General features: G+C 57.0%; 20 protein-coding genes. 7 read left to right on the top strand and 13 right to left on the bottom strand.

The genetic code is table 11. From position 1 onward, the window contains the following. The first annotated feature begins 9 nt into the window (after nt 1-9). The 3 genes from H7F20_RS10735 (at nt 10) to H7F20_RS10725 (ending at nt 3,147) form a co-directional block, all read left to right on the top strand. Complete coding sequence (locus H7F20_RS10735; RefSeq protein WP_255444063.1) at nt 10-663, top strand: cation transporter; 654 nt, start codon at nt 10-12, stop codon at nt 661-663. Between the two features lie 89 nt (nt 664-752). Next, nucleotides 753-1,187: a hypothetical protein gene (locus H7F20_RS10730; protein WP_185786182.1), complete on the top strand. Its 435-nt coding sequence runs from the start codon at nt 753-755 to the stop codon at nt 1,185-1,187. Nucleotides 1,188-1,344: 157 nt separating this feature from the next. After that, entirely contained in the window at nt 1,345-3,147 is a 1,803-nt protein-coding gene (locus tag H7F20_RS10725) for a serine hydrolase (RefSeq protein WP_185786181.1), read from the top strand. A 6-nt stretch (nt 3,148-3,153) separates the two neighbouring features. Here the strand turns inward: H7F20_RS10725 and H7F20_RS10720 are convergent, their stop codons facing one another. From H7F20_RS10720 to H7F20_RS10705, 4 genes are all read right to left on the bottom strand, one after another. Further along, a complete protein-coding gene (locus H7F20_RS10720; RefSeq protein ID WP_185786180.1) occupies nt 3,154-4,488 on the bottom strand; it encodes a YfcC family protein in 1,335 nt (444 codons plus the stop codon). Nucleotides 4,489-4,652: 164 nt separating this feature from the next. Then, the gene (locus H7F20_RS10715; RefSeq protein ID WP_185786179.1) at nt 4,653-6,065 is read right to left on the bottom strand and encodes an alpha/beta hydrolase; all 1,413 of its coding nucleotides are present in this window, start codon (nt 6,063-6,065) and stop codon (nt 4,653-4,655) included. Nucleotides 6,066-6,134: 69 nt separating this feature from the next. Continuing rightward, nucleotides 6,135-6,653 (bottom strand): 5'(3')-deoxyribonucleotidase, encoded by a 519-nt coding sequence (locus H7F20_RS10710; protein WP_185786178.1) that lies wholly within the window; start codon nt 6,651-6,653, stop codon nt 6,135-6,137. A 48-nt stretch (nt 6,654-6,701) separates the two neighbouring features. Then, on the bottom strand, nt 6,702-7,571 hold the full coding sequence (locus H7F20_RS10705) for a DUF5694 domain-containing protein (protein WP_185786177.1): 870 nt from the start codon (nt 7,569-7,571) through the stop codon (nt 6,702-6,704). A gap of 216 nt (nt 7,572-7,787) precedes the next feature. Between H7F20_RS10705 and H7F20_RS10700 the strand changes: the two genes are divergently transcribed. Further along, nucleotides 7,788-8,261 carry a hypothetical protein gene (locus H7F20_RS10700; RefSeq protein WP_185786176.1) on the top strand — a complete coding sequence of 158 codons (474 nt, stop codon included), beginning with the start codon at nt 7,788-7,790 and terminating at the stop codon, nt 8,259-8,261. Between the two features lie 57 nt (nt 8,262-8,318). Here H7F20_RS10700 and bglX read toward each other — a convergent pair whose 3' ends face one another. From bglX to H7F20_RS10670, 6 genes are all read right to left on the bottom strand, one after another. Further along, nucleotides 8,319-10,607 (bottom strand): beta-glucosidase BglX, encoded by a 2,289-nt coding sequence (bglX, locus tag H7F20_RS10695; RefSeq protein ID WP_185786175.1) that lies wholly within the window; start codon nt 10,605-10,607, stop codon nt 8,319-8,321. Between the two features lie 140 nt (nt 10,608-10,747). After that, on the bottom strand, nt 10,748-11,023 hold the full coding sequence (locus H7F20_RS10690) for an ATP-dependent Clp protease adaptor ClpS (protein ID WP_185786174.1): 276 nt from the start codon (nt 11,021-11,023) through the stop codon (nt 10,748-10,750). A 149-nt stretch (nt 11,024-11,172) separates the two neighbouring features. Then, nucleotides 11,173-12,018: a 50S ribosomal protein L11 methyltransferase gene (gene prmA, locus H7F20_RS10685; RefSeq protein ID WP_185786173.1), complete on the bottom strand. Its 846-nt coding sequence runs from the start codon at nt 12,016-12,018 to the stop codon at nt 11,173-11,175. 2 nt (nt 12,019-12,020) lie between these two features. Next, the gene (gene tpiA / locus H7F20_RS10680) at nt 12,021-12,773 is read right to left on the bottom strand and encodes a triose-phosphate isomerase (RefSeq protein WP_185786172.1); all 753 of its coding nucleotides are present in this window, start codon (nt 12,771-12,773) and stop codon (nt 12,021-12,023) included. Between the two features lie 3 nt (nt 12,774-12,776). Beyond that, nucleotides 12,777-14,474, bottom strand: coding sequence for a BT_3928 family protein (locus H7F20_RS10675; protein WP_185786171.1), 1,698 nt, complete (start codon nt 14,472-14,474; stop codon nt 12,777-12,779). Beyond that, nucleotides 14,474-15,031 (bottom strand): DUF1599 domain-containing protein, encoded by a 558-nt coding sequence (locus H7F20_RS10670; RefSeq protein WP_185786170.1) that lies wholly within the window; start codon nt 15,029-15,031, stop codon nt 14,474-14,476. Before H7F20_RS10670 ends, H7F20_RS10675 begins: the two co-directional genes overlap by 1 nt. A gap of 100 nt (nt 15,032-15,131) precedes the next feature. Between H7F20_RS10670 and folP the strand changes: the two genes are divergently transcribed. Genes folP through H7F20_RS10655 form a run of 3 tightly spaced genes read left to right on the top strand, consistent with a single transcriptional unit; the run spans nt 15,132 to nt 17,647 of the window. After that, a complete protein-coding gene (gene folP / locus H7F20_RS10665) occupies nt 15,132-15,959 on the top strand; it encodes a dihydropteroate synthase (protein ID WP_185786169.1) in 828 nt (275 codons plus the stop codon). A gap of 50 nt (nt 15,960-16,009) precedes the next feature. After that, entirely contained in the window at nt 16,010-16,795 is a 786-nt protein-coding gene (locus H7F20_RS10660) for a diadenylate cyclase (protein ID WP_185786168.1), read from the top strand. A gap of 30 nt (nt 16,796-16,825) precedes the next feature. Continuing rightward, nucleotides 16,826-17,647, top strand: coding sequence for a DUF3667 domain-containing protein (locus H7F20_RS10655; RefSeq protein ID WP_185786167.1), 822 nt, complete (start codon nt 16,826-16,828; stop codon nt 17,645-17,647). Here the strand turns inward: H7F20_RS10655 and H7F20_RS10650 are convergent. The 3 genes from H7F20_RS10650 to H7F20_RS10640 all read right to left on the bottom strand — a co-directional run bounded on the left by H7F20_RS10650 (nt 17,608) and on the right by H7F20_RS10640 (nt 20,748). Beyond that, nucleotides 17,608-19,377 carry an ABC transporter ATP-binding protein gene (locus H7F20_RS10650; RefSeq protein ID WP_185786166.1) on the bottom strand — a complete coding sequence of 590 codons (1,770 nt, stop codon included), beginning with the start codon at nt 19,375-19,377 and terminating at the stop codon, nt 17,608-17,610. The genes H7F20_RS10655 and H7F20_RS10650 overlap by 40 nt on opposite strands. After that, entirely contained in the window at nt 19,358-20,119 is a 762-nt protein-coding gene (gene truA, locus H7F20_RS10645; protein WP_185786165.1) for a tRNA pseudouridine(38-40) synthase TruA, read from the bottom strand. The genes H7F20_RS10650 and truA overlap by 20 nt, the downstream gene beginning before the upstream one ends. 131 nt (nt 20,120-20,250) lie before the next feature. Beyond that, nucleotides 20,251-20,748 carry a metallophosphoesterase gene (locus tag H7F20_RS10640; protein ID WP_185786164.1) on the bottom strand — a complete coding sequence of 166 codons (498 nt, stop codon included), beginning with the start codon at nt 20,746-20,748 and terminating at the stop codon, nt 20,251-20,253. Nucleotides 20,749-20,876 lie beyond the last annotated feature (128 nt).

The following is a 20,876-nucleotide window of genomic DNA, read 5'->3' as shown; positions in this document are numbered from 1 at the left end:
TAGATATTGATGGGCCCCGCAATGGATTTGACCGCTACAGATCAGAAACGCCTTTACAAAACAGCCTTTGGCCTGGCCCTGTTCACCATAGGCTACAATGTGCTGGAAGGGTTGGTTTCCACCTACCTGGGCATCGAGGATGAAAGCCTGGCGCTCTTCGGGTTCGGGGCCGACAGTTTCATCGAGGTAATCTCCGGTCTGGGCATTGCCCATATGATCCTGCGGATCCGCAAACGGCCGGACAGCAGCAGGGACCCCTTCGAGCGCCGGGCACTTCAAATTACGGGGGTGGCTTTTTACGCCCTGGTGGTTACCCTGACCTTCAGCAGCATCTACAATATCTGGATCGGGCACAAGCCGGTAACCACGGTTTACGGCGTCCTCATATCCCTGATCTCCATCCTGGTCATGTGGGGACTGGTAGCCTGGAAGCGGAAAGTGGGCCGGGCCCTGGATTCCCAGCCCATCCTGGCCGATGCCAACTGTACCCTGGTGTGTGTCTATATGTCCGTGATCCTGCTTTTGAGCAGCGGCCTCTACGAACTGACGGGTATCGGCTATGCAGATAGTATTGGCACCCTGGGACTGGCCTTTTTTGCCTTCCGGGAAGGCAGGGAATGCTTCGAAAAGGCAAATTCCGAAAAGTATTGCGGCTGCGACTGAATCAGGCAATGCCTTTACCGCCGCGGATTCCCGCAAAAAGTCCTTATTTTGGGGACCCGATTGGACCTGACCTGAAAAATCCGGATTGCATGCGCCTTACTCGATTTTTATTTGCTTTCGCTTTAATGACTGCCCTGTTTACTGCCTGCAAGGGCGAAAAGGAAGTGGCACCTGCCAATCCCTGGACCACGGCCTATGCCGGGCAGTACCTGATCCGCGACGGGGGCACCCCTTCAAGGACGGTATCGGAGCGGTACATCCTCACCCCTGGGGGGGACGCCGAATTGCACCGGCTGGAACGCCCCGGCATCTACGGGGAATACCGGCTGGATAAAATCGTCAGGGGATCCTGGCAGGCCCGGGAAGGCCGGATAGATATCCTGCTGGGCGAGTCACCGGACCAGCAGCAGGAATCCTATTCCCTCCGGATGCGACCGGCCGCGAAGGACAGCCTGCTTACCGATACGCTCTGGGTCAATGGGGGGGAGCCGGAGCGCACGCTCCAGTTGTTGATACGGTTCTGAGGCCCTGCCTGATCCCTAATCCGATTTGCCCGGTATAGCCCGCCGAAGCGCCCTTTAATTGTGTGAATGACATCGATATGACATCCAAATGTCGTGGCGCTGTCGGAGGCTTAGGGGTAGCTTTGTCGAAACAAAACCGTGTAATACACAACTTTTTATGACACTTGCCGAAAACCTGATCTACCAACGGAAAAAACAAGGGCTCTCGCAGGAGGAACTGGCCGGAAAGACCCAGGTAACTGTACGGACGATCCAACGGATAGAAAAAGGGGATGTAAACCCGCACCTGCAGACCGTCAAGCTTCTTGCGGCCGCCCTGTCCGTGCAAGTGGAAGATTTGCTGCCCATTGACAATCCCAGGGAGGAAACCATACAGGCCAAATGGTTGCTATTGATACACGCCACGCCCCTGCTTGGGTTGTTTATCCCCTTCCTCAATGTCCTGCTGCCGCTATTTTTATGGATCCACAAACGGGAAGACCACCCATTGTATTACCGCCATGGGGTAAAGGTGATTAACTTCCATATTACCGTCCTGTTGCTTTACGTGGTATCCTTTGCAGCCCTGCTAACCTGGGAGGGGTACGGGTTTGTATTCTTCATTGCCTTAATCCCGATCTGCGTGATAATCACATTTGCCAATATCATCTATGCACTGAAATCCCGAAAATGCTTTTACCCGGCCATCCCCTTTTTGCGCTCAGGTGGCAAGGATACCCTGAAGACGGTCTTACTGGCGGGGATAATACTGGCATCCCATGGCCTGGCTGCCCAACCGGGTACCGGGCCCGGACAACCGGGTACTGGACTCGGACAACCGGATCCATCAGGGCCATTGGACGCTATCGAACGGTTGGACGGCAGCCGGATTACCCCTGCAGAACTAACACGAAAGATTGAAGAAATGGCACATAGAGGGAATGTTACGGGTTTGGCGGTAGCCATATTCAATGAGTCGACGCCGGTTTATCAGGAAACCTTTGGGTACCGGGATGCCTCCCGGAGCCTCCCCCTCGAAAGTGGGTCGAATATGTACGGGGCGTCACTTAGCAAGGCGGTTTTTGCCGTGCTGGTCATGAAATTGGTTGAGGAAGGCGTCCTGGACCTTGATACCCCCCTGGAATCCTACCTGCCAAAAAAAATCTACGAATACACCCCTGAAACCAAATGGCACGATGATTATTCCGATTTGGAAGGGGATACACTATATCCGGCAATAACGGCCCGCATGTGTTTGGCGCACACCAGCGGGTTCCCGAACTGGCGCTGGTTTGAACCCGACCAAAAACTCCGCGTTCACGGTACTCCCGGTGAAGCGTACCGGTATTCCGGGGAAGGCCTGGTCTACCTCCAGGTAGTCCTGGAAAAAATAACCGGGCAGGGGGTGGAACAACTGGCTCAGGATCGCATTTTCGAACCTCTGGGGATGAACGAGACCTCCTATCGCTGGCAACTGCGTTTTGCGGAGAATTATGCCGTCGGACACCGAAAGGACGGCAGCCCATACAAAAAGGACACGGACAATGAGCCTCGTTCTGCGAGTACGCTGGAGTCGACAGCGGGGGATTATGCCCGTTTCCTGGAGGGAGTCTTGCAGCGCAAAATCCTGAAACCCGGTAGCTGGGAACGGCTGTTCAGCCGTCAGATCCGGATACGTTCAGTAAAACAGTTCGGAGAAGGCTCCCGGCAGCATACAAACCGATACGATCCGATCGGGCTGGGGTATGCCCTGGGCTGGGGGTACCTGGAATCCCCCCAGGGGCCGGGGCTATTCAAGGAAGGCCACGGAGATGGGTTCCAGCACTACTCCATCGTCTTTCCGGAATCCGGCAAAGGCATAATGATCATGGCGAACAGCGACAATGCGGAAGGAATTTTCCGGGACTTGCTGGAGCTTGCCCTAAAGGATACATACACCCCCTGGGATTGGGAAGGGTATATCCCGTATTACGAACGCTGATACCATTCAGGCATACCCAATCTGAATAGCCACAATAATAGCCAGCCCTCCCAGCGCAAATAGCAACAGGGCCGGTTTCCACACAAAGCGGATCCATTTGTCGTAAGAGATCCCTGCTACCGCCAGGATCCCCATCAGCGCCCCGTTGGTGGGGACGATCAAATCCATGTTCACCGCCCCGTACTGGTAGGCAAGCACACAGGTCTGCCTGGATATGCCGATCAGGTCCGACAAAGGCGTGAGGATCGGCATGGTGAGGACCGCCTGGCCCGAATAACTGGGCACCGGGAAATGCAGCAGGGCCTGGCCTGCATAGATCCCCAGCGCAGAGACCCCCGAGTGCAGGTCCTTCAGGGGGGAAAACATCCCGTTAACGATGCTGTCTATGACCTGCCCCTGCTGGAGGAGGAGGGTGATGCTGCTGGCGAGACCGATAACCACACCTGCAAAAACCATTTCCCGGAAACCTTCGGCAAACGCCCTCCCGGTACCATTAAGCCCGAGTTTCCCGAGCAAACCCGCAACGATACCCAGGGCAAAAAACGAAGCCGATAGTTCATTGAACCCCCAGTCCAGGGCCATCAATCCATAGGTAACCCCGCAAAATGTCCCGGCCAGCAGGACCAGTATCAGGATGCTGCCCGGGGTCAGGGAAGTCCCGTGGGCATCCATGGGTTGTTTTTCCACACGGTTTTTCCGGGCATAACGGACCATCATAAAGGTCCACAGGATGAAGGCAAGCAGCAGGACGACCATCCGGAAACCGCTCCCCGAAAGCAGGGGCAATTCCGCTTCCTGCTGTGCGATGACCACTGCAAAGGGGTTCACCGGGCTGAAAGCGGCCCCCAGGACGGCAGACCCATAACTTACCCCCAGGGCGGAAAAGGCATCATATCCCATCGACCTGCCAAAAAGGATCAGGATGGGGGCCATGGCGATGACTTCTTCCTGCAAACCGATCGTCGCGCCGGCAGCTGCAAACAACAGCGATATCAATACCAGGGCCACCACCTCCCGGCCCTGTAGGAGTTCCACCACCCGCTGCAGCCCCTGTCCCAGGGCCCCGGTTTTTTCGATGACGTAGAAACTGCCGCCGATCAACAGGATCAGCGTAATCAGGTCGGCGCGTTCAATGATGCCCCGCGGGATAGAGAGCATCAGGTCGAACACCCCGGGGGCGTCTGCCTCGATCTGCTTGTAGGAGCCGGCAACCACCGAGCTTCGGCCCGTTTCCGGGTCGGTGATCCGGGAAAAAGTCCCCTGGGGGATGATATAGGTCAGGGCCCAGGCCAGGAGGATCCCCCCCAGCATGATTACCAGGGTATCCGGAAATCTTTTCATATTGGTCGGTTTGGTTGGTTTCGTATGTTTGGTTGGTATGGCCGGTTTGGTTCACGGGTTCGTTTGCCCGAAAGCCCGGAAACTTTGGAGCGGGCCGGGGGAAGATAGGAAAAAAACATACGCAGGCAGGCCGCATGGCGCATTTGGCCGGGCACCTGTCGGGGTTATTCCCGGTAGAGGTTCAGGCAGGAGGTATCCGGCAGCTGCCGGGGGTCCTGCATAAAGGCGCGGATGACTTCCTCCTTGCAGGCCTTGTTCCCGCCCCCATGCCCTCCTTCGTCCAGCACGAGCAGGTGCCCCTCGCTCAGGTCTTCCATAAAAAGATAGCCGTTCGACGGGGGGGTGACCGGATCATACCGGTTCACGAAAATTAGCGTGGGCACGGCGGATTCGGAAAATTTGCGCTCCGACAGGGGCATCAGGGCGTGGTGCCATTCCATCCCGGCGCGGTAAAAAGCGTCAAAAAACCCAAGGGGGACCGGAATGAGCGGATAGGCGGCATACGCTTCATCCAGCTCCTCCCCGGTATTTCCCGGGTTGAAATTTTCAAACCGCTCCACGGAAAGCAGCATGCTCATGTTCAGCTCCCCGGTAAGCTCGTACTCAAAATCCAGCACCTGCTGCAGCACGGGGCCACCGTTTCCTTTGAGCTCCTCGATCAGCTCCGGGGCCTTTTCCCGGGCATTTGCCTGGTAGAGCAACCTGCGCAACAGGTAGATCCCGTCCTGGGCATTCACCCAAAAATCCAGGGAATCCCGGAAAGTCACATGCAACGGGGTTTCCCGGAGTTTCTCGATGGCCGCCAGGTAGTCGTTGCGGAGGTCCGGATAGCGTTCCTGGCAAGCCGCCTGTTGTTGGCAATTGGCCAAAATGCGACCCAGGGACAGCGAATAGCTCTCCAGCCGGTTCAGGAGGAAATCCCCGCTGAGGGGCGCCGGGGAATCCAGGACGGAAGCGGCCACCTTATCCGGGTACAGGTCCTGTACCATCCGGGCCAGGCGGGTCCCGTAGGATCCCCCGAACAGGATATAGCTTTTATATCCCAGGTGCTCGAATAGGAGGCCCACATCCCGGGCACTCTGCTGGCTGTTGTAGTATCGGGGCCGGATCCCGGCGCGGGTACACCGCGCCTTATAATCCGATATCATGGCCCGGGTGAGTTGGAATTCTCTGGACGGGTCTGCATTTTGGGCCAGGATGTCAAAGGATGCAAAGGACATGTCCGGCATGGGGGAAGACAACCCGATGCCCCGCTGGTCAAACAGGATGATATCCCGGTCCTGCAGAAACACGTGTTCTTTCAAATAACCTATCAAGCCCGGGACCAGGGAATTGCCCCCGGGACCGCCCGAAAAAAAGACCAGGGGCGGGCCCTTTTCCCCTGTGGTGTCAGACTGGAGAACCGCGTAGGTGATGGAAATTTGCTTCCCCCCCGGTTCCTCGTGGTTTTCAGGAACGGTGAGTTTCCCGGTTCGAACGCCTTCCATTTCCCCCAGCCAGTCTGCAGGAGGCTGGCTGTATAGCCCATTCCCCGACAGCAGCAGCAGGAGGGCAAGAAACAAATTGCATCGTTTCATTATCCCTGATTTTAGTTGATACGGAAGCCCATCAGAAGCCCGTCAACTAAAGATAATGAAAATCATGGGCTAAAGCAGCTTGGCGCGGATGTCCTGCCAGTTATCGGCCCGTTCGAAACCGGTGGTGTGGATGTTGTGAGGGGAAGTAAAAAGGATGCTCCGCCCCTGGAAGCCCTCCAGGTTGTGGGAGCGGTCATCGATCAGCACATCCCCCCGAAGGATGTGCTTGTCCCCGCAAAGGATGCGGTTCCGCCAGTGGATAAAGGGGAAATGCTCGTCCAGCCACTCGTGTTTTTCCTTCAGCGAATTCGGGAATTGCATGGCCGCAGAGGCGATGTAGACGTTGTATCGGGACGCCATTTCCTCAAGGACTTCCCGGCTGTCCGGCAACGGCTTGAGGTTCCGGAAAAACCCGGGTTCGAAATAATGCTGCCACAGCGTATCCCGGTGTTCGGGCACCTGCTGCCAGACCTCCCCGCCCATGCAGATTTCCTTGCTGAGCGTACCCCCGTGGCGCGCATTGAACCGCTCAATATGCGCCCCATAGGTGTCCGCAATCACCTCATCCATATCGACAAATACAACCATTCCGGGATATTTTCTGCGAAGTACTTAAAAAAGGAGCGGATGGTCAAGTCAAAGTTCCGATAGTTCCACAAAATGGAACTCCGGGGAAGCTTCCAGGAGCTGCCGCAGGACGGCCGCATGCCCGTTGCCGATTACCAGCAGGATGCGGTCCTGATCCGATTGGGCAGCGCGCTGCAGGTTCCGAAAAATCCGGAGGTTGCGGCTGTACCAGTACAGGGCAAGCATATCGGATCCCCGGAACTCCCCGAGCTTAAAATCCCCGGTCAGATAGGCTCCGTAGCCGTACCGGTGGGATTCAGGGCTGTTCATATACAGAAAGTATTCCTTCAGCCCGGTTGTTATCAGGGCCTTTTGGTCTTCCTGAAACCACTTGTGGTAAATGGAGTCATACGGGTCATCACTGCGAAAGTCGTAATCGGCTCCCAGTGCACTTACATAGGCCGAGTCGCGCTCATACCAATCGTCGTATACCGATTCCGCGTCTACCGCATAGAGGGTGTCCAGATCAAAACGGTCTGCCAGTCGCATGGCGATCTGGAACCGCTCGTCCCGCTCCTCCCGGTGCTGGCCCTCCCGGTATTCCCGGTACTTCCGCATGGCCTCCCATCGCGGAAACGCCTCGATGGCTATTTTGTTGGGCTTAAATTTTTCCAGGTATTCGATAAAGGCGGTCAGTTCGGAACTCCTGGGTTCCTCCAGGACATCGATTTTATCCGAATCGGCGGTCTGCATGGCGTCGAGCCCCGGATAATCGAAGTGGAAGGACCCCACCACCAGGACCTGGGCCCGGCTTTCCGGAAAATAGGAAGACGGGTTGGGCAAACTTTCCTGTGAGGGTTCTGGTTCCGTCCTGCAGGCCTGGAATCCGGTAAGTAGTACCAGCAAAAAAGCAATAAATGCGGTTGGGTTGGTTTTCATGAGCGTCTGGGTTAGGTTTTACTTTTTCGGAGAACCGGAAATGAAAGCGATTGACCTCTGGCCATTATATTGAGGAAAAGGTAATTGCTCCGATAAGAAGACTCCCCACTTCCAAATTTGTTACAGGGAATCACCATTTCCCGATCCAGCCGGCGTTTGCTGGCAATGGCCAAAAGCCGTATCTTGGGAATTGCCTTTACGCCCAAAAATTTGCAAATGAAAAAGTATTTTATCCTCGCATTTCTTGTCGTAGTTACCCTTGCCTGCTCGGACGATGACGGCGGCAGCGGGCCGGACCCGAACCTGGAACGCGTCATCGGTACCTGGCAGCTGTCCGAATTGCGCATTAGCCCGGAACAGGACATTAACGAAGACGGCACCACCACAACGAATATACTCGACGAACTCCCCTGTGTTTCGGGGGTTATCACCCTCCGCAGCGACAATACGTGGTCGTTCAGCGGGAATGATGTGATCATTACCACCATCACGGGAGGCCTCTTCAAGTTCTTTTGTTCGGACCAGCTCCGGATGTCCGGCGGAAATTGGGACCTGCAGGGAAATATTGTCCGCCTGGCGGATGAGGTAGGGACGGTCACCCAGTTTACCTTTGACAGCGAGGCATTAACGCTGACCAATACAATCGGGCAGGTACTGCCCGAGTTGCAGGCGGAGGTTTATTCAAAGTAAACCCTGGTTTGCCGCTTCGGAAGTTTCCTTCCGCCTAAATCCTGCCGCCTGGGGGTGCTATTGCTTCAGGCTGAAATCCGCTTTGAGGTCTGCCTGGGAGCTCCCCCCGACAAATACGCTGAACTGACCATCCTCTGCCTCCCACCGGTTATTGGCCGTATAGTAGGCCAGGTCCTCTGCCGTCAGGGTGAAAGTAATTTCCCTGGAGGCTCCCCCTTCCAGGTACACCTTCTGAAATCCTTTTAATTCCCTGACCGGGCGCGCCCGGGACCCGAAATGGTCGCGTACGTAAAGCTGCGCGATCTCGGTTCCTCCCACAGTGCTTTTGTTCTCCAGGCGGACCCTGATTTCCAGGGACCCGGTACCAGAGAGTTCAGGGGTCGACAGACGCAGGTCCGAATAGGCGAAATCTGAATAGCTCAGCCCGTGGCCAAAAGCGAAGAGGGGACCGTTGTCCTGGTCCATATAGTGGGACCAGAATACCAGGTTGTCCCCCGGGTATTCCGGCCGGCCCGTGCTCAGGTGGCTGTAATAAAGCGGGATCTGGCCAACGGATTTAGGGAATGTCATAGGGAGTTTTCCGCTGGGGTTGTAATCCCCGTACAGCACCTCGGCAATCGCATTCCCGCTCTCGGTCCCGAGGTGCCATGCCTCGACAATGGCCGGTACATTTTCGGCTGCCCAGTTGATCGTGAGCGGTCGCCCGTTCATCAGGACCAGGACCACATTCCTGTTTACGGCGTATACCGCTTCCAGGAGTTCCTGCTGCAGGCCGGGTAGTCCCAGGTCGGTCCGGCTCCGGCCTTCCCCGCTTTGGAACCCGTGTTCCCCGAGGACAAGGACGACCACGTCGGATTCCCTGGCCAGGGCAACTGCCGTGGGGATGCCGCTCCGGTCGGTGGTGTTGATTTTTGTCTCAAATACAAAGGCGGTCTCTCCTTCGACCAGGGGCACCCCCTGTTCGTAGGCGACCCGGTTACCCGTATAGGCGGCCAGGCCCTGGGCGACGGACACGGCCGAATTCGGGTCGGAAGTCAGGCGCCAACTTCCGAGCGGGCTGTCGGTATCCCCCGCCAGCGGGCCAATCAGCCCAATTGAGAGACCGTCTTTGGACAGGGGAAGCAGATTGCCTTCATTTTTCAGCAGGACAATTGATTTCCGGGCCATATCCCGCACCGTTTCCAGACGGGAAGGATCCGCGAGTACCTGCTTTTCCCGTTCGGCATCCGAATACCGGAATGGGTCTTCAAACAGGCCCAGGTCGTATTTCAATCCAAGGATTCGCAAAACCGCTTCATCGACCAGGGCTTCCGGGACCTTGCCGCTCCGCACCAGGGACGGTAGCTCGGAGAGGTACATGCCGCTTTCCATATCCATATCAGAACCGGCAAGGATGGCTTGCTGGGCCGCTTCATTCCGGTCGGCCGCATATCCGTGCGGGATCAGCTCCCCGATAGAGCCCCAATCGGAAACCACGAACCCGTCAAAGCCCCAGGCGCCTTTCAGGATATCCCGTTGCAAAAACCTGTCGGCGGTTGCCGGGATGCCGTTCAGCACATTGAAGGAGTTCATCACGGTTGCAGCCCCGGCCTCCACCCCGGCCTTAAAAGGGGGCAGCACCACGTTGTAGAGCGTGGACAAGCCGAAATCGGCCGTATTGTAGTCCCGACCGCCCTCGGCAAACCCATACCCTGCAAAGTGCTTCAGGCAGGCGGCAATGGTCAGGGGGTCCGACAGGTCGTCTCCCTGGAAACCCCGGACGCGGGCGGCACCGACCAGGCTCCCCAGGTAGGGGTCCTCCCCTGCCCCTTCCATGACGCGTCCCCATCGGGGATCGCGGGAAATATCCACCATGGGGGCAAAGGTCCAGTGGATTCCGGACGCAGCCGCTTCCCGTGCCGCCAGGCGCGCGGAGTTCCGGATGGCTTCCAGATCCCAACTGGCCGCTTCGGCAAGGGGGATCGGGCTGGTCGTCTTGAGCCCGTGGATCACGTCCTGCCCGAAAAGCAGCGGGATGCCCAGGCGTGACTCGTTGACTACGATCTCCTGCAGCCTGCGCGTATCTGCGGTATTGGTAATATTCAGCATGGAGCCCACCCGCCCGTTCCTCAGGTCTTCGTATTTGCGTTCGGCATCCCCATTTTCGGGGACCGGCCCGGTTACGTCCCAGAATCCGTTATACTGGTTCATCTGCCCGACCTTTTCCTCCAGGGTCATCCTGGACAGTAATTCCCTGATAAACGCATTCCGCGAATTGTCATCCGTTGGAGGCTGTGCTGGCTGTTGGGCGAAAAGGCCGTTCAGGGAGGCGAGGGCAGAAAGAAAAATAAAGAGGCTGGCTTTCATCGGTTATCGGTTTTAACCAAATATCGGCAAATATTGGAAAAAACCTGCTCAAATCGCCAATGGGAAAGTCGTAACGTGCTGGGGGTTGGGCGATACCCCGGTGGGCAGTGCCCGAAAAGGGAAGAGGGACCTGTTTGAGCCTAGACGATCTCCGCGCTCAACCCGGCCTGCAGCAGGCGCGTGCAGCGGGGCTTCAGGTCGCTGTATTCCCCGGTCTTTACCGTGCACTTCCCGTTGTGGTGCACGATCAGGGAACACTGTTCTGCCTGCTCCGGGGTGTGTTCGCAGACATCAATCAGGGTTTGGATAACATGGTCAAAGGTATTCACCTCGTCGTTGAACAACACGATTTCACTGAGCTGTTTCTGTTGGTCTTCCACGACCAGTGCCTCCTGCGACCGTTCTTTCGTACTCATATCCAAGGGTTTGATACGAATATAATAAAAATTATTTCCGCCATTCCGGCGGGGGGACGGATTTGAATTCCCTTCAAAAAAAACCGCGTAAGCCACTTTTTTTTGCAAAACAGGGGGGGCGGGATTCAGAATTCTGTAGGCCAGCGCCCTTACAGCCCGGATCCATCCGGCTTTTCGAACAGGGCTGCCACCCAGTTTTCCCGCTCCCGGAAAGACTGATAGACCAGGCCCAACCCCCCGGCTGCCTCGCGGAGGTCATCCAGGTCGGACACGTAAAAGCCGCTCAGCAACAACCGTCCGCCTCCCCTGAGGGCCGCTTCGTACCGCGGCAGGTCTGCGAGAAGGGTATTCTTGTTGATATTGGCCAGGATGCAATCGAAATTCCTCCCGCCAATGGCCCGGGCATCCCCCACGACGGCCTCGATTGCAGGTACTCCGTTTTCCACCGCATTCTCCCGGCAGTTTTCGGCCGACCAGGGGTCGATGTCCACGGCGAGTACAGGGGTCGCCCCCCTTCGCGCTGCGAGTATGGCCAGCACCCCGGTACCGGCGCCCATGTCCAGGACGGCGCGTCCCTCCAGGTCCAGGTCCAGTATAAAGTCCAGCATGAGCCAGGTGGTCTGGTGGTGCCCGGTGCCAAAACTCATTTTCGGGGCGATGACCAGGTCAAAATTCACTCCTTCGGCAGGCGGATGGAACGGGGCACGGACCATGCAGCGGCTTCCCACCCGGATAGGCGGGTACCCGGATTCCCAGACGGCATTCCAGTTCTGGCGGGGGATGCGCTCTACCTGGTAGGAGGCTTCCCAGTCCGGGGAGGTCCAATAGGGCAACCCGGCTACTGCCGGTTCATCCCAGTCCTTTTCGGGAATATAGGCCCGGAGGCCCTCCGGGGTTTCCTCAAAGCTTTCGAAGCCGAGTTCCCCCAGGGTGGCGATAAAAATATCGGAAGCAGGCTGCAGGGGCTGCAGGGTGAGGGAACAACAGATGTACATCCTTAAGAGATTGCCCGGATAATGGCCACAAAGTCATCGGCCTTCAGGGAGGCACCCCCGATCAGGCCGCCATCCACATCGGGCTTGGAAAATATTTCCGCCGCATTCTCCGGTTTGACGCTGCCACCATAGAGGATGGACACTTTCTGGGCAACCGCATCCGTATAGGCATCGGATACGATTTTACGGATAAATGCATGCATTTCCTGGGCCTGTTCCGGGCTGGCAGTTTCCCCCGTCCCGATGGCCCAGACGGGCTCATAGGCCAGGACAATCTTCCCCCATGCGGAAACCGGCAAACCGAACAACGCTTTTTTCAGCTGGGATGCCACCACCTCAAAATGCTTCCCGGCCTTCCGGTCCTGCAATTCCTCCCCAAAGCAAAATATGGAACGAAGCCCTTTCTTAACCGCCTGTGCCACCTTTTTGGCGAGCAGCTGGTCGTCTTCCCCGAAATAGGCGCGGCGTTCGGAGTGCCCGAGGATGACCGTGCCGATGCCGATATCCAGCAACATGTCGGCGGAAACCTCCCCGGTGAAAGCGCCGGAATCCGCAAAGTGCATGTTCTGGGCAATCACTTCAATCCTGGAAGTATCCATACGGCGGACTGCCTCGGCCAGGTTTACAAAAACCGGTGCCACCATCACCTCAGCGGAGCTGTCGGGCAGCTTGGCAGCCAGTTCATCCAGCAGTGCGTCTGTTTCGGAGGCCGTCTTGTTCATTTTCCAGTTTCCGGCTACGATATTCGTTCTCATGTTCTATAGGTTTTGTTGTTGGTTCATTTGCTCTGCCCGCATTTCCCGGGCTTCCTCAATGGAATAGGCACGGTATTCAAAATCCGGCCCGAAAAGTTCCTTGCCGTAGGCTTCCAGGGGCTGATCAAACCCGGCTTCCCTGCGGCGCTCGCCGACAGTTTCCGGCTCGCTGACCGGCCAGATCATATCCACCTCCCGGGGCGTGCCCGTAAAAAACGATATCCCCTGCGTCCCGTATATCTGGGGTTCCCCCTGCCCCATCAGCTGGCGGTCCAGCATCATCGCATAGAGTCGGAAGGGCAATTCGCCGGTGCGGGCAGCCCCCTCGATCCGGGGCAAAAAATCATCGATGCGGTTGGAGTGCTGGATCACATACCAGGCCACCCTGGAGGTTTCCTCCCCAACCTGGCTCTTCCCCGGATATCCGCTGACGTCCATCAGCGAATCGATCCAGGCGATGTTGGAACTGTCGATGGCCATTTGCAGGCCCCAGTTCGAAAAATCCCCCGTATTCATCACGGCCCGGTATTTCTGGTCGAGTTCCAGGATGCTGTCCAGGCTCTTTTTCAGGGGGAGGTTATAGCGTTCTGCCTCCGTCAGGGCGTGTAATTCCAGTTCCTCCAGGTCATTGTAGTGCAATTTCTGCCGGATCACGCCTTCCTCCAGCCGCAGGAGGCCCGGGTTGGATCGCACGATGGTCTTGAGCGTGGTCTGGTCCGTAAAGTAAAATGGGAAATCCAGCCCATGGGTCGCCTTCAGTTCGTTTACGGCTTCCTGGGAGGAGGCGGACATGCCAATGACCGAGTAGCCCAGGGCACTGGCCGAATCGGTGTATTTGGCCAGCTCTGAAAAGGCCGGGCCATAGCTTTTGTCGAGGTCATAGGAGATCACCATCAGCAGTTGGGGCCTGCTCAGGATTTCCCGGGCAAAATCCACGCCTTCCCGTTCGACGGTGAAATCGTGGATGGGCGGCTCATATCCGGCCTGGATTTCCCGGGTGTCCGCCACCTCGATGAATTCCCCATCTACCTGGGGATACGCCCCATTGGTGGTGATGATTTTTTCGGCCCCGTCGATACGGAATTTCCAGTCGTACTCGTAAACCGGCGGCGGCGCGTCGTCGGGGACCTTCATGCCCTCCGGGATGCTCGCCCCGATATGGTAGGGCCGGAAGTCGATCCAGGGCAGGTGGTTCAGCACGTAATTGGCAAAAAGGATACAGGCCAGCAGGGCCGCGGAAGTAACCCCGGCCCTAAGGAGGCGGCTTCCCAGGGGGTTGATGTGTTTCTGGCCCCACATCAGGATGAGGATCAGCACGAGCAGGGCCACATCCTTGTAGAAGGACTGCCAGGGGGTGAGTTTCAGCGCATCGCCAAAGCAGCCGCAGTCCGTGACCTTCCCGGTGACGGCCGAGTAGAGCGTCAGGAAAGTGAAGAACACAATGGTTGCCAACAGGGTCCATAGCGTGAGCTTCCGCTGGTACCCCAGCAGCAGGGTGACGCCCAGGATGACTTCGAGGACAACCACAAACAAAGCAATAGCCAGGGCATAGGGCTCCAAAAAGGGCAGGTCCAGCACGGGCGGGCTGAAGTATTCCTCCAGTTTAAAGGAAAATCCGACCGGGTCGTTGAGTTTGATGAATCCGCTGACAATAAACAACAGCCCGACCAGCACACGGGCCACCTGCACGAGGTATTTCATTACTGCTTGCTATTTTGAGCGCCTTCCCCCATGTGGATGAGGGCAAAAACGGCGTAGTTGATAATATCCTGGTAATTTGCATCGACCCCTTCGCTGACCTCGGTTTTCCCGCGGTTCGCCTCGATCTGTTTCACCCGCAGCAATTTCTGCAGGATCAGGTCGGTCAGGGAGGAAACCCGCATATCCCGCCAGGCCTCCCCGTAATCGTGGTTTTTGGCCTCCATGAGCGATTTGGTGCGCGCTACCTCGGCATCGTAGAGCTGCAGGGCTTCAGCAGCCTCCAGGTCCGGTTGTTCCGCCACCCCTTTTGCCAGCTGGATCAGGGCCATCACCGCATAGTTGATAATCCCGATGAATTCGGACTGCTCCCCCTCGTCCACCTTGCGCTGCCCGGTTTGCTGCAGGCTGCGGATGCGTTGCGCCTTGATGTAGATCTGGTCGGTCAGGGAGGGCAACCGCAGGATACGCCAGGCGGCGCCGTAGTCGTTCATCTTCCTGCGGAACAGGTCCCGGCAGCTGGCGATCACCTCATCGTAGGCTCTGGAAGTTTCCTTCATGGGCTGGGCTAATTTGCGTACTTTTCGGCGGGTTTCCGCTCCTGCCAAAAGTACTGTTTTCAGGCGATTTTTGCCGGCGCGGACCAAAAAACCTCGAATTATGACCATCTGTTGCCACGGAGAACTGATCGACCTTTCCACCCCACGGGTGATGGGGATCCTCAATACGACGCCGGATTCCTTCTACGACGGCGGACGGTTTACGGATGCCCGGACAGCCCTGCTGCGGGCGGAACAGCTCCTGGCGGACGGGGCCGATTTTTTGGATGTGGGGGGATACAGTTCCCGCCCGGGCGCTGACGAGGTCAGCGAGGCGGAAGAACTCGGCCGGGTGGTCCCCCTGGTGGAACGCCTCGTACGGGAATTTCCGGAAGCCGTCATCTCCGTGGATACGTTCCGGAGCCGGGTGGCCCGGGAAGCACTTGCTGCAGGGGCCGCCATGGTCAACGATATCACCGCAGGGGAGGCGGACGCGGGCATGCTGCCGCTGGTAGCTGAAAACCAGGTCCCCATCATCCTGATGCACATGCGGGGCACCCCGGCCAGCATGTCGCAACTAACCACGTACGACCACCTGCTGACCGACATACTCCAGTACCTCTCCGGCCGGCTGGCGGCAGCCCGGGACCTGGGCATTCAGGACGTACTCGCCGATCCGGGCTTCGGATTCGCCAAGACCCGGGAGCAAAATTTTGAACTGCTGCGGTCCCTCGAAGGTTTCCGCATCCTGGACGTACCCGTCCTGGTGGGGCTGAGCCGGAAATCCATGATCTGGAAAACCCTGGGCACCTCCCCGGAGGATGCCCTGAACGGCACCACGGCCCTCCACATGCTCGCCCTTTCCGGCGGGGCTTCCATCCTGCGCGTCCACGACGTCCGGGAAGCCGTGGAGTGTATTCGCCTGTGGGAAGCATTCCGGGGAGAATAGGGGTACCGCGGTTCTGTTAATTTTTCTACTTTTACAAAAAGCGGCTAGGATTGGACTTTCTAAATTTTCTGGACTTCGGGATTACCGATCTGATTGACATCCTCCTTGTCGCCATTATCCTCTACTACTTCTACCGCCTCGTCCGGGGGACGGTAGCGATCAACATCTTTATCGGCATCGTCATTATCTGGGCCTTCTGGAAATTCACCCAGTTGCTGGATATGCGGATGACCAGCAGCATGGTGGGCGGTTTCATGCAGGTGGGCCTGATCGCCCTGATCATCGTGTTCCAGCAGGAAATACGGAAGTTCCTGCTGGTGATTGGTTCCACCAATTTTCCCAACAAGCGGCGCTTTTTCAAGCATTTTAAATTCATCAAACAGGAGGGCATTTCCCTGGCACTGGACGTGGACGCCCTGCTGGGTGCCTGCGAGCGCATGGGCAAGACGGGGACGGGCGCCATCCTGGTCATCGAACGCGACTCTTCCCTGGACTTCATCAAGTCCTCGGGGGATGCCATGCAAATCGAGGTCAACCAACCCATCCTGGAGAGCATCTTCTACAAGAACAGTCCGCTCCACGACGGGGCGGCCATCATCAAAGGGAATTACGTGGTGGCCACGCGCGTTATCCTGCCGGTGTCCCGGGAACGCTCCATCCCCCAGCGCTTCGGCCTGAGGCACCGGGCGGCCGTGGGCATCACCGAACGCTCGGATGCCCTGGCGCTTGTGGTCAGCGAGGAAACCGGGCTGATCTCCTATATCAAAAACGGGGAGTTCGTCCTCTTCAAGGATTTGGACGAACTCGGGAAGATGATCCGCAAAGATCTTACCTAACGTCCATGAGCCCATCCAATCCACCGGAGAATGAATTGTAAGAACTGTCAAACCGTGCTCAGGCTGGAATTCCGGTTCTGCCCCACCTGCGGCGCCAAGACAGAGGTGCAGCGGATTACATTCCCGGCGCTGCTGCGGGATTTCATCGACCGCTTCCTGGATCTGGACAATTCCGTGGTACGGACTTTCACGGGGATGATCCTCCGGCCGGAAGCCGTAATCGGCGGGTACATCACAGGCCTCAGGAAGCGCTACCTGAACCCGGTGAGCTTCCTGGGGATTGCCCTGACGCTTTCAGGAATCCTGATCTTCGTAATGCAAAAGTTGTACGCGGGAGAAATCGATTTTACAGGGGGTGCGGAAAACCTCAATCCAGAGTTTGCCAGGAAATGGTCCAACATTGCCTTCGACTTTAACGCCGTGTTATTCCTCCTGTACCTCCCTGTATTTGCCCTGCCGGCCTACCTGCTGATGAACAAAGTGCGGTACAACCTGGCAGAATATTTCGTGGCTTTTGTCTACACGGTATCCGAATACAGCATTCTTTCCTTTCCGTTCAGTCTGGCTTTGTTGATCTACGATGCGGAGAGCTACCTGGACTTTTCGCGGTACAGCCTGGCCCTGATATTCGTCTACGTCCTTTGGGTACTTTGGCGGTTGAACCGGTATTCCTTTTTACCTTTTTTGGGAAGATCGCTGGTTTATTCCGCCTTCACGATATTCCTTTTCTTTGGTCTGATTATCGGGCTCATGGTGCTGCTGTTGTTAACCGGCTATTTTGAACTTACCGATTTCCAGCCCGTGGAAACGGCTCAGGCCATTTCCTCCTCGGCCATGAACTGGGCCTCGTAGAGTTTGCTGTAGTACCCCTTCTTTTTGAGGAGCTGCCCATGGGAGCCTTTTTCCACGATGTGGCCGCCATCCATCACCAGGATGGTATCCACCTTTTTCACGGTGGCCAGGCGGTGGGCGATGATGATGGAGGTACGCCCCTCGGTCACTTTCTCCGTGGCCTTCTGGATGAGCTGTTCGGTGTAGGTATCCACGGAGGAGGTCGCTTCGTCCAGTACCAGGATGCTCGGGTTGCGCATGTAGGCGCGCAGGAAGGCGATGAGTTGCCGCTGCCCGCTGGAGAGCATGGTGCCCCGCTCCTTCACGTTGTACAGGTAACCCCCCGGCAGGCTGCTGATAAACTCGTGAACCCCGATGGCCCGTGCGGCCGTTTCGATGTCCTCCTGGGGGATTTCCGGGTCCTGCAGGGTGATGTTGTTGGCAATGGTGTCGGCAAAGAGGAAGACATCCTGCAGGACCACCGCGATGTTCCCCCTGAGGGTGGCCAGCTTGTAGTCCCGGATGTTTGCACCGTCGACCCGGATTTCCCCGGACTGGATATCGTAAAACCGGTTGAGCAGGTTGATGATGGTGGATTTGCCTGCACCCGTGGCCCCGACGATGGCAACCTTCTGCCCGGGTTCCACCTTGAAGGAGATGCCATGGAGGACCTCCTCGTCCGGCACATAGCTGAAATGCACGTCTTTGAATTCGATGCCGCCCCGCACGTGGGGCATGTCCAGGGTGCCGGCGTCCTCGATACGGCTCTCGGTATCCAGGATCCCGAAGACCCGTCCGGCAGCTACCATGCCCATCTGGAGCGTGTTGAACTTGTCTGCGATTTGCCGCAGGGGCCGGAAGAGCATTTCGATCAGGAGGATAAACCCGAAGATGATCCCCATATTGTCCGCCTGCAGGTTGGAAATGTTCTGCAACCCGCCATACCAGGCCACAAGGCCGATGGCAATGGAGGAAACAATTTCGGCAATGGGGAAAAAGAAGGAGTTGTACCAGACGGTCTTCAGCCACGCATCCTGGTGTTTTTTGTTGATCTCCCGGAATTTCCGGCTTTCCGTGGCTTCCCGGGTAAACAACTGGACGATCTTCATACCCGTGATGCGCTCCTGCACAAAGGAGTTCAGCCAGGAGACCTGGGCGCGGACTTCGGCAAAAGCCAGTTTCATTTTTTTCTGGAAAACGCGGGTGGCGTAGAGGATGAGCGGGAGGATCGCGAAAACGATCAGTGCCAGGCGCCAGTTCCAGACAAGCATCACCACGGAGGCTGCCAGCATTTTAAGCAGGTCGGCAACGATCATGAAGAAGCCCTGGGAAAAGATCTCCCCGATCCGCTGCATGTCCGCCACGGCGCGCGTGACCAGTACCCCGATGGAGGATTTGTTGTAATACGCCATCCGGAAACCCAGCATCCGGTTGAAAAGTTTAATGCGCATGTCCCGGATCACCGATTCCCCCAGCCAGTTTGCATAATAGGTGAACAACAGCTGGCAGACCACCTGCCCCACCAAAACCCCGAGCATGGCCCAGCAGAGGATCCAGAGGTAGGATTCGTCCTTGATCTTGATGGCGTTGTCGATGATTTCCCGCAGGATCATGGGGGTCACCACCGAGAAGAGCGTCAGCAGGATGGCTGCGACCGCCGTCCCGTAGAAGGTCAGGCGGTAGGGCCGGGTAAAAGCCATGACACGCCTGAAGAGCGTCATATCAAAAGCTTTACCGGTTTCCTTGGCCATGAATGAATAGGGTATTGGGGTACGTAATACCGGTCAAATATAGTCCTTTTGCAGGTACCGATACCCCGGCCTCCGACCGATCCCGGCTTTTTATAATTGTCTTAACATCTGCAACCCCGAGGCGTCCCCTGCCCACTTCGAGCAGCGTCCCGACCACGGCCCGGACCATATTGCGGAGGAAGCGGTCGGCGGTGATAGTAAAGACCCAGACGCCCTCCCTTTCCTCCCAGTGCGCGTGGCGCACATCGCAGTTAAAGGTTTTGACATCGCTGTTGGAGCGGGAAAAACATTTGAAATCGCCAAAACCGATGAGCGCTTCCGCAGCCTGGTTCATCAAGTCAAAATCCAGAGGAGCCTGGACCCGGCAGGCAAAGTCCCTGCGGAAGGGATCTTTTTCCTGGGTCAGCAGGTATTCATAGGTCCTGCCGGTGGCATCGAACCTGGCGTGTGCTTCTTCCGAAACCCGATGCACGTTTCTAACGGCAATGTCCTCGGGCAAAAAAGCATTGATACGGAACACAAAATCTTCAGGCAGGTCCGCATCCCAATCGAAATGCGCAAACATCTGCCGGGCATGCACCCCGGCATCCGTCCGCCCGGCGGCGACCAGGTCCAGGGTATCAACCCCCAGCAAAGTAGCCATCTTACCCTCCAGCACCTCCTGTACGGTCAGCGCATTGGGCTGGCGCTGCCAGCCGTGGTAGGCGGTGCCCAGGTAGGAGAATTCGAGGAAAAAACGCATGCCAGAACCAGGTTTAAATCCAAAGATAGGAAGTTCCCGGATGTGTTGGTGTATTGGAAATTGATGTGCAGTGATAGGGGATTGCGGGATAACCGTGTATTTTAAAAATGGGGCGGAGGATGGCGGCCCTCTTACCCCCTTTTCCCAAGTTCGATCACTTCCAGCTCCCGGATATCCGCTCCGTCAATCGCGAAACGCAGCATGGTCCGGACCTGATGGAAACCAGACTTTCCGCAGGCCCCGGGATTCATATGCAACAGGTCCAGATCCTTGTCGAATTGCACTTTGAGAATATGCGAATGCCCCGATATAAAAAGTTTGGGAGGATTCCTCCGAAGGGGTTCCCGGACCCTGGGGTCGTACCGCTTCGGGTAACCGCCGATATGGGTGATCCACACGTCGACCTCCTCGCAGCGGAAACGGGCATCCAGTGGGAATTCGCTGCGCACCTCCTTGCCGTCGATATTGCCGTAGACTGCCCGAACCGGACTGACTTTCTGCAGGGCATCGGTAACCCGGAGGGAACCGATATCCCCTGCGTGCCAGACTTCGTCGGCCTGGCCGGCGTATTCCAGGATGCGCTCGTCCATATGGTTATGCGTGTCGGAAAGGAGGAGGATTTTGGTCATAAATGGGATTTCGGGATGCAAAGGTAACCCATCCTGCCGGTTCGCAGGGGCTGGGATCGTGGCTGCCAAAAATAAAAAAGGAAGCCCGAAGGCCTCCTTTTTTTATTTTCAGCGCCCGGGAAAACCCA

The sequence above is a fragment of the Robiginitalea sp. SC105 genome (assembly GCF_014243345.1).
GTDB lineage: Bacteria > Bacteroidota > Bacteroidia > Flavobacteriales > Flavobacteriaceae > Robiginitalea.
The sequence above is the reverse complement of the archived record's forward strand: the minus strand, read 5'-3'. Positions and strand labels throughout refer to the sequence as shown.

Bases quoted from the DNA above. Each gene is read 5' to 3' on its own strand.
- H7F20_RS10735 (WP_255444063.1), top strand. From the start codon at position 10: ATGGGCCCCGCAATGGATTTGACCGCTACAGATCAGAAACGCCTTTAC.
- folP (WP_185786169.1), top strand. From the start codon at position 15,132: ATGACCATCTGTTGCCACGGAGAACTGATCGACCTTTCCACCCCACGG.
- H7F20_RS10725 (WP_185786181.1), top strand. From the start codon at position 1,345: ATGACACTTGCCGAAAACCTGATCTACCAACGGAAAAAACAAGGGCTC.
- tpiA (WP_185786172.1), bottom strand. From the start codon at position 12,773: ATGAGAACGAATATCGTAGCCGGAAACTGGAAAATGAACAAGACGGCC.
- H7F20_RS10715 (WP_185786179.1), bottom strand. From the start codon at position 6,065: ATGAAACGATGCAATTTGTTTCTTGCCCTCCTGCTGCTGCTGTCGGGG.
- H7F20_RS10730 (WP_185786182.1), top strand. From the start codon at position 753: ATGCGCCTTACTCGATTTTTATTTGCTTTCGCTTTAATGACTGCCCTG.
- H7F20_RS10650 (WP_185786166.1), bottom strand. From the start codon at position 19,377: ATGGCCAAGGAAACCGGTAAAGCTTTTGATATGACGCTCTTCAGGCGT.
- H7F20_RS10655 (WP_185786167.1), top strand. From the start codon at position 16,826: ATGAATTGTAAGAACTGTCAAACCGTGCTCAGGCTGGAATTCCGGTTC.
- truA (WP_185786165.1), bottom strand. From the start codon at position 20,119: ATGCGTTTTTTCCTCGAATTCTCCTACCTGGGCACCGCCTACCACGGC.
- prmA (WP_185786173.1), bottom strand. From the start codon at position 12,018: ATGTACATCTGTTGTTCCCTCACCCTGCAGCCCCTGCAGCCTGCTTCC.
- H7F20_RS10675 (WP_185786171.1), bottom strand. From the start codon at position 14,474: ATGAAATACCTCGTGCAGGTGGCCCGTGTGCTGGTCGGGCTGTTGTTT.
- bglX (WP_185786175.1), bottom strand. From the start codon at position 10,607: ATGAAAGCCAGCCTCTTTATTTTTCTTTCTGCCCTCGCCTCCCTGAAC.
- H7F20_RS10710 (WP_185786178.1), bottom strand. From the start codon at position 6,653: ATGGTTGTATTTGTCGATATGGATGAGGTGATTGCGGACACCTATGGG.
- H7F20_RS10670 (WP_185786170.1), bottom strand. From the start codon at position 15,031: ATGAAGGAAACTTCCAGAGCCTACGATGAGGTGATCGCCAGCTGCCGG.
- H7F20_RS10690 (WP_185786174.1), bottom strand. From the start codon at position 11,023: ATGAGTACGAAAGAACGGTCGCAGGAGGCACTGGTCGTGGAAGACCAA.
- H7F20_RS10700 (WP_185786176.1), top strand. From the start codon at position 7,788: ATGAAAAAGTATTTTATCCTCGCATTTCTTGTCGTAGTTACCCTTGCC.
- H7F20_RS10640 (WP_185786164.1), bottom strand. From the start codon at position 20,748: ATGACCAAAATCCTCCTCCTTTCCGACACGCATAACCATATGGACGAG.
- H7F20_RS10705 (WP_185786177.1), bottom strand. From the start codon at position 7,571: ATGAAAACCAACCCAACCGCATTTATTGCTTTTTTGCTGGTACTACTT.
- H7F20_RS10720 (WP_185786180.1), bottom strand. From the start codon at position 4,488: ATGAAAAGATTTCCGGATACCCTGGTAATCATGCTGGGGGGGATCCTC.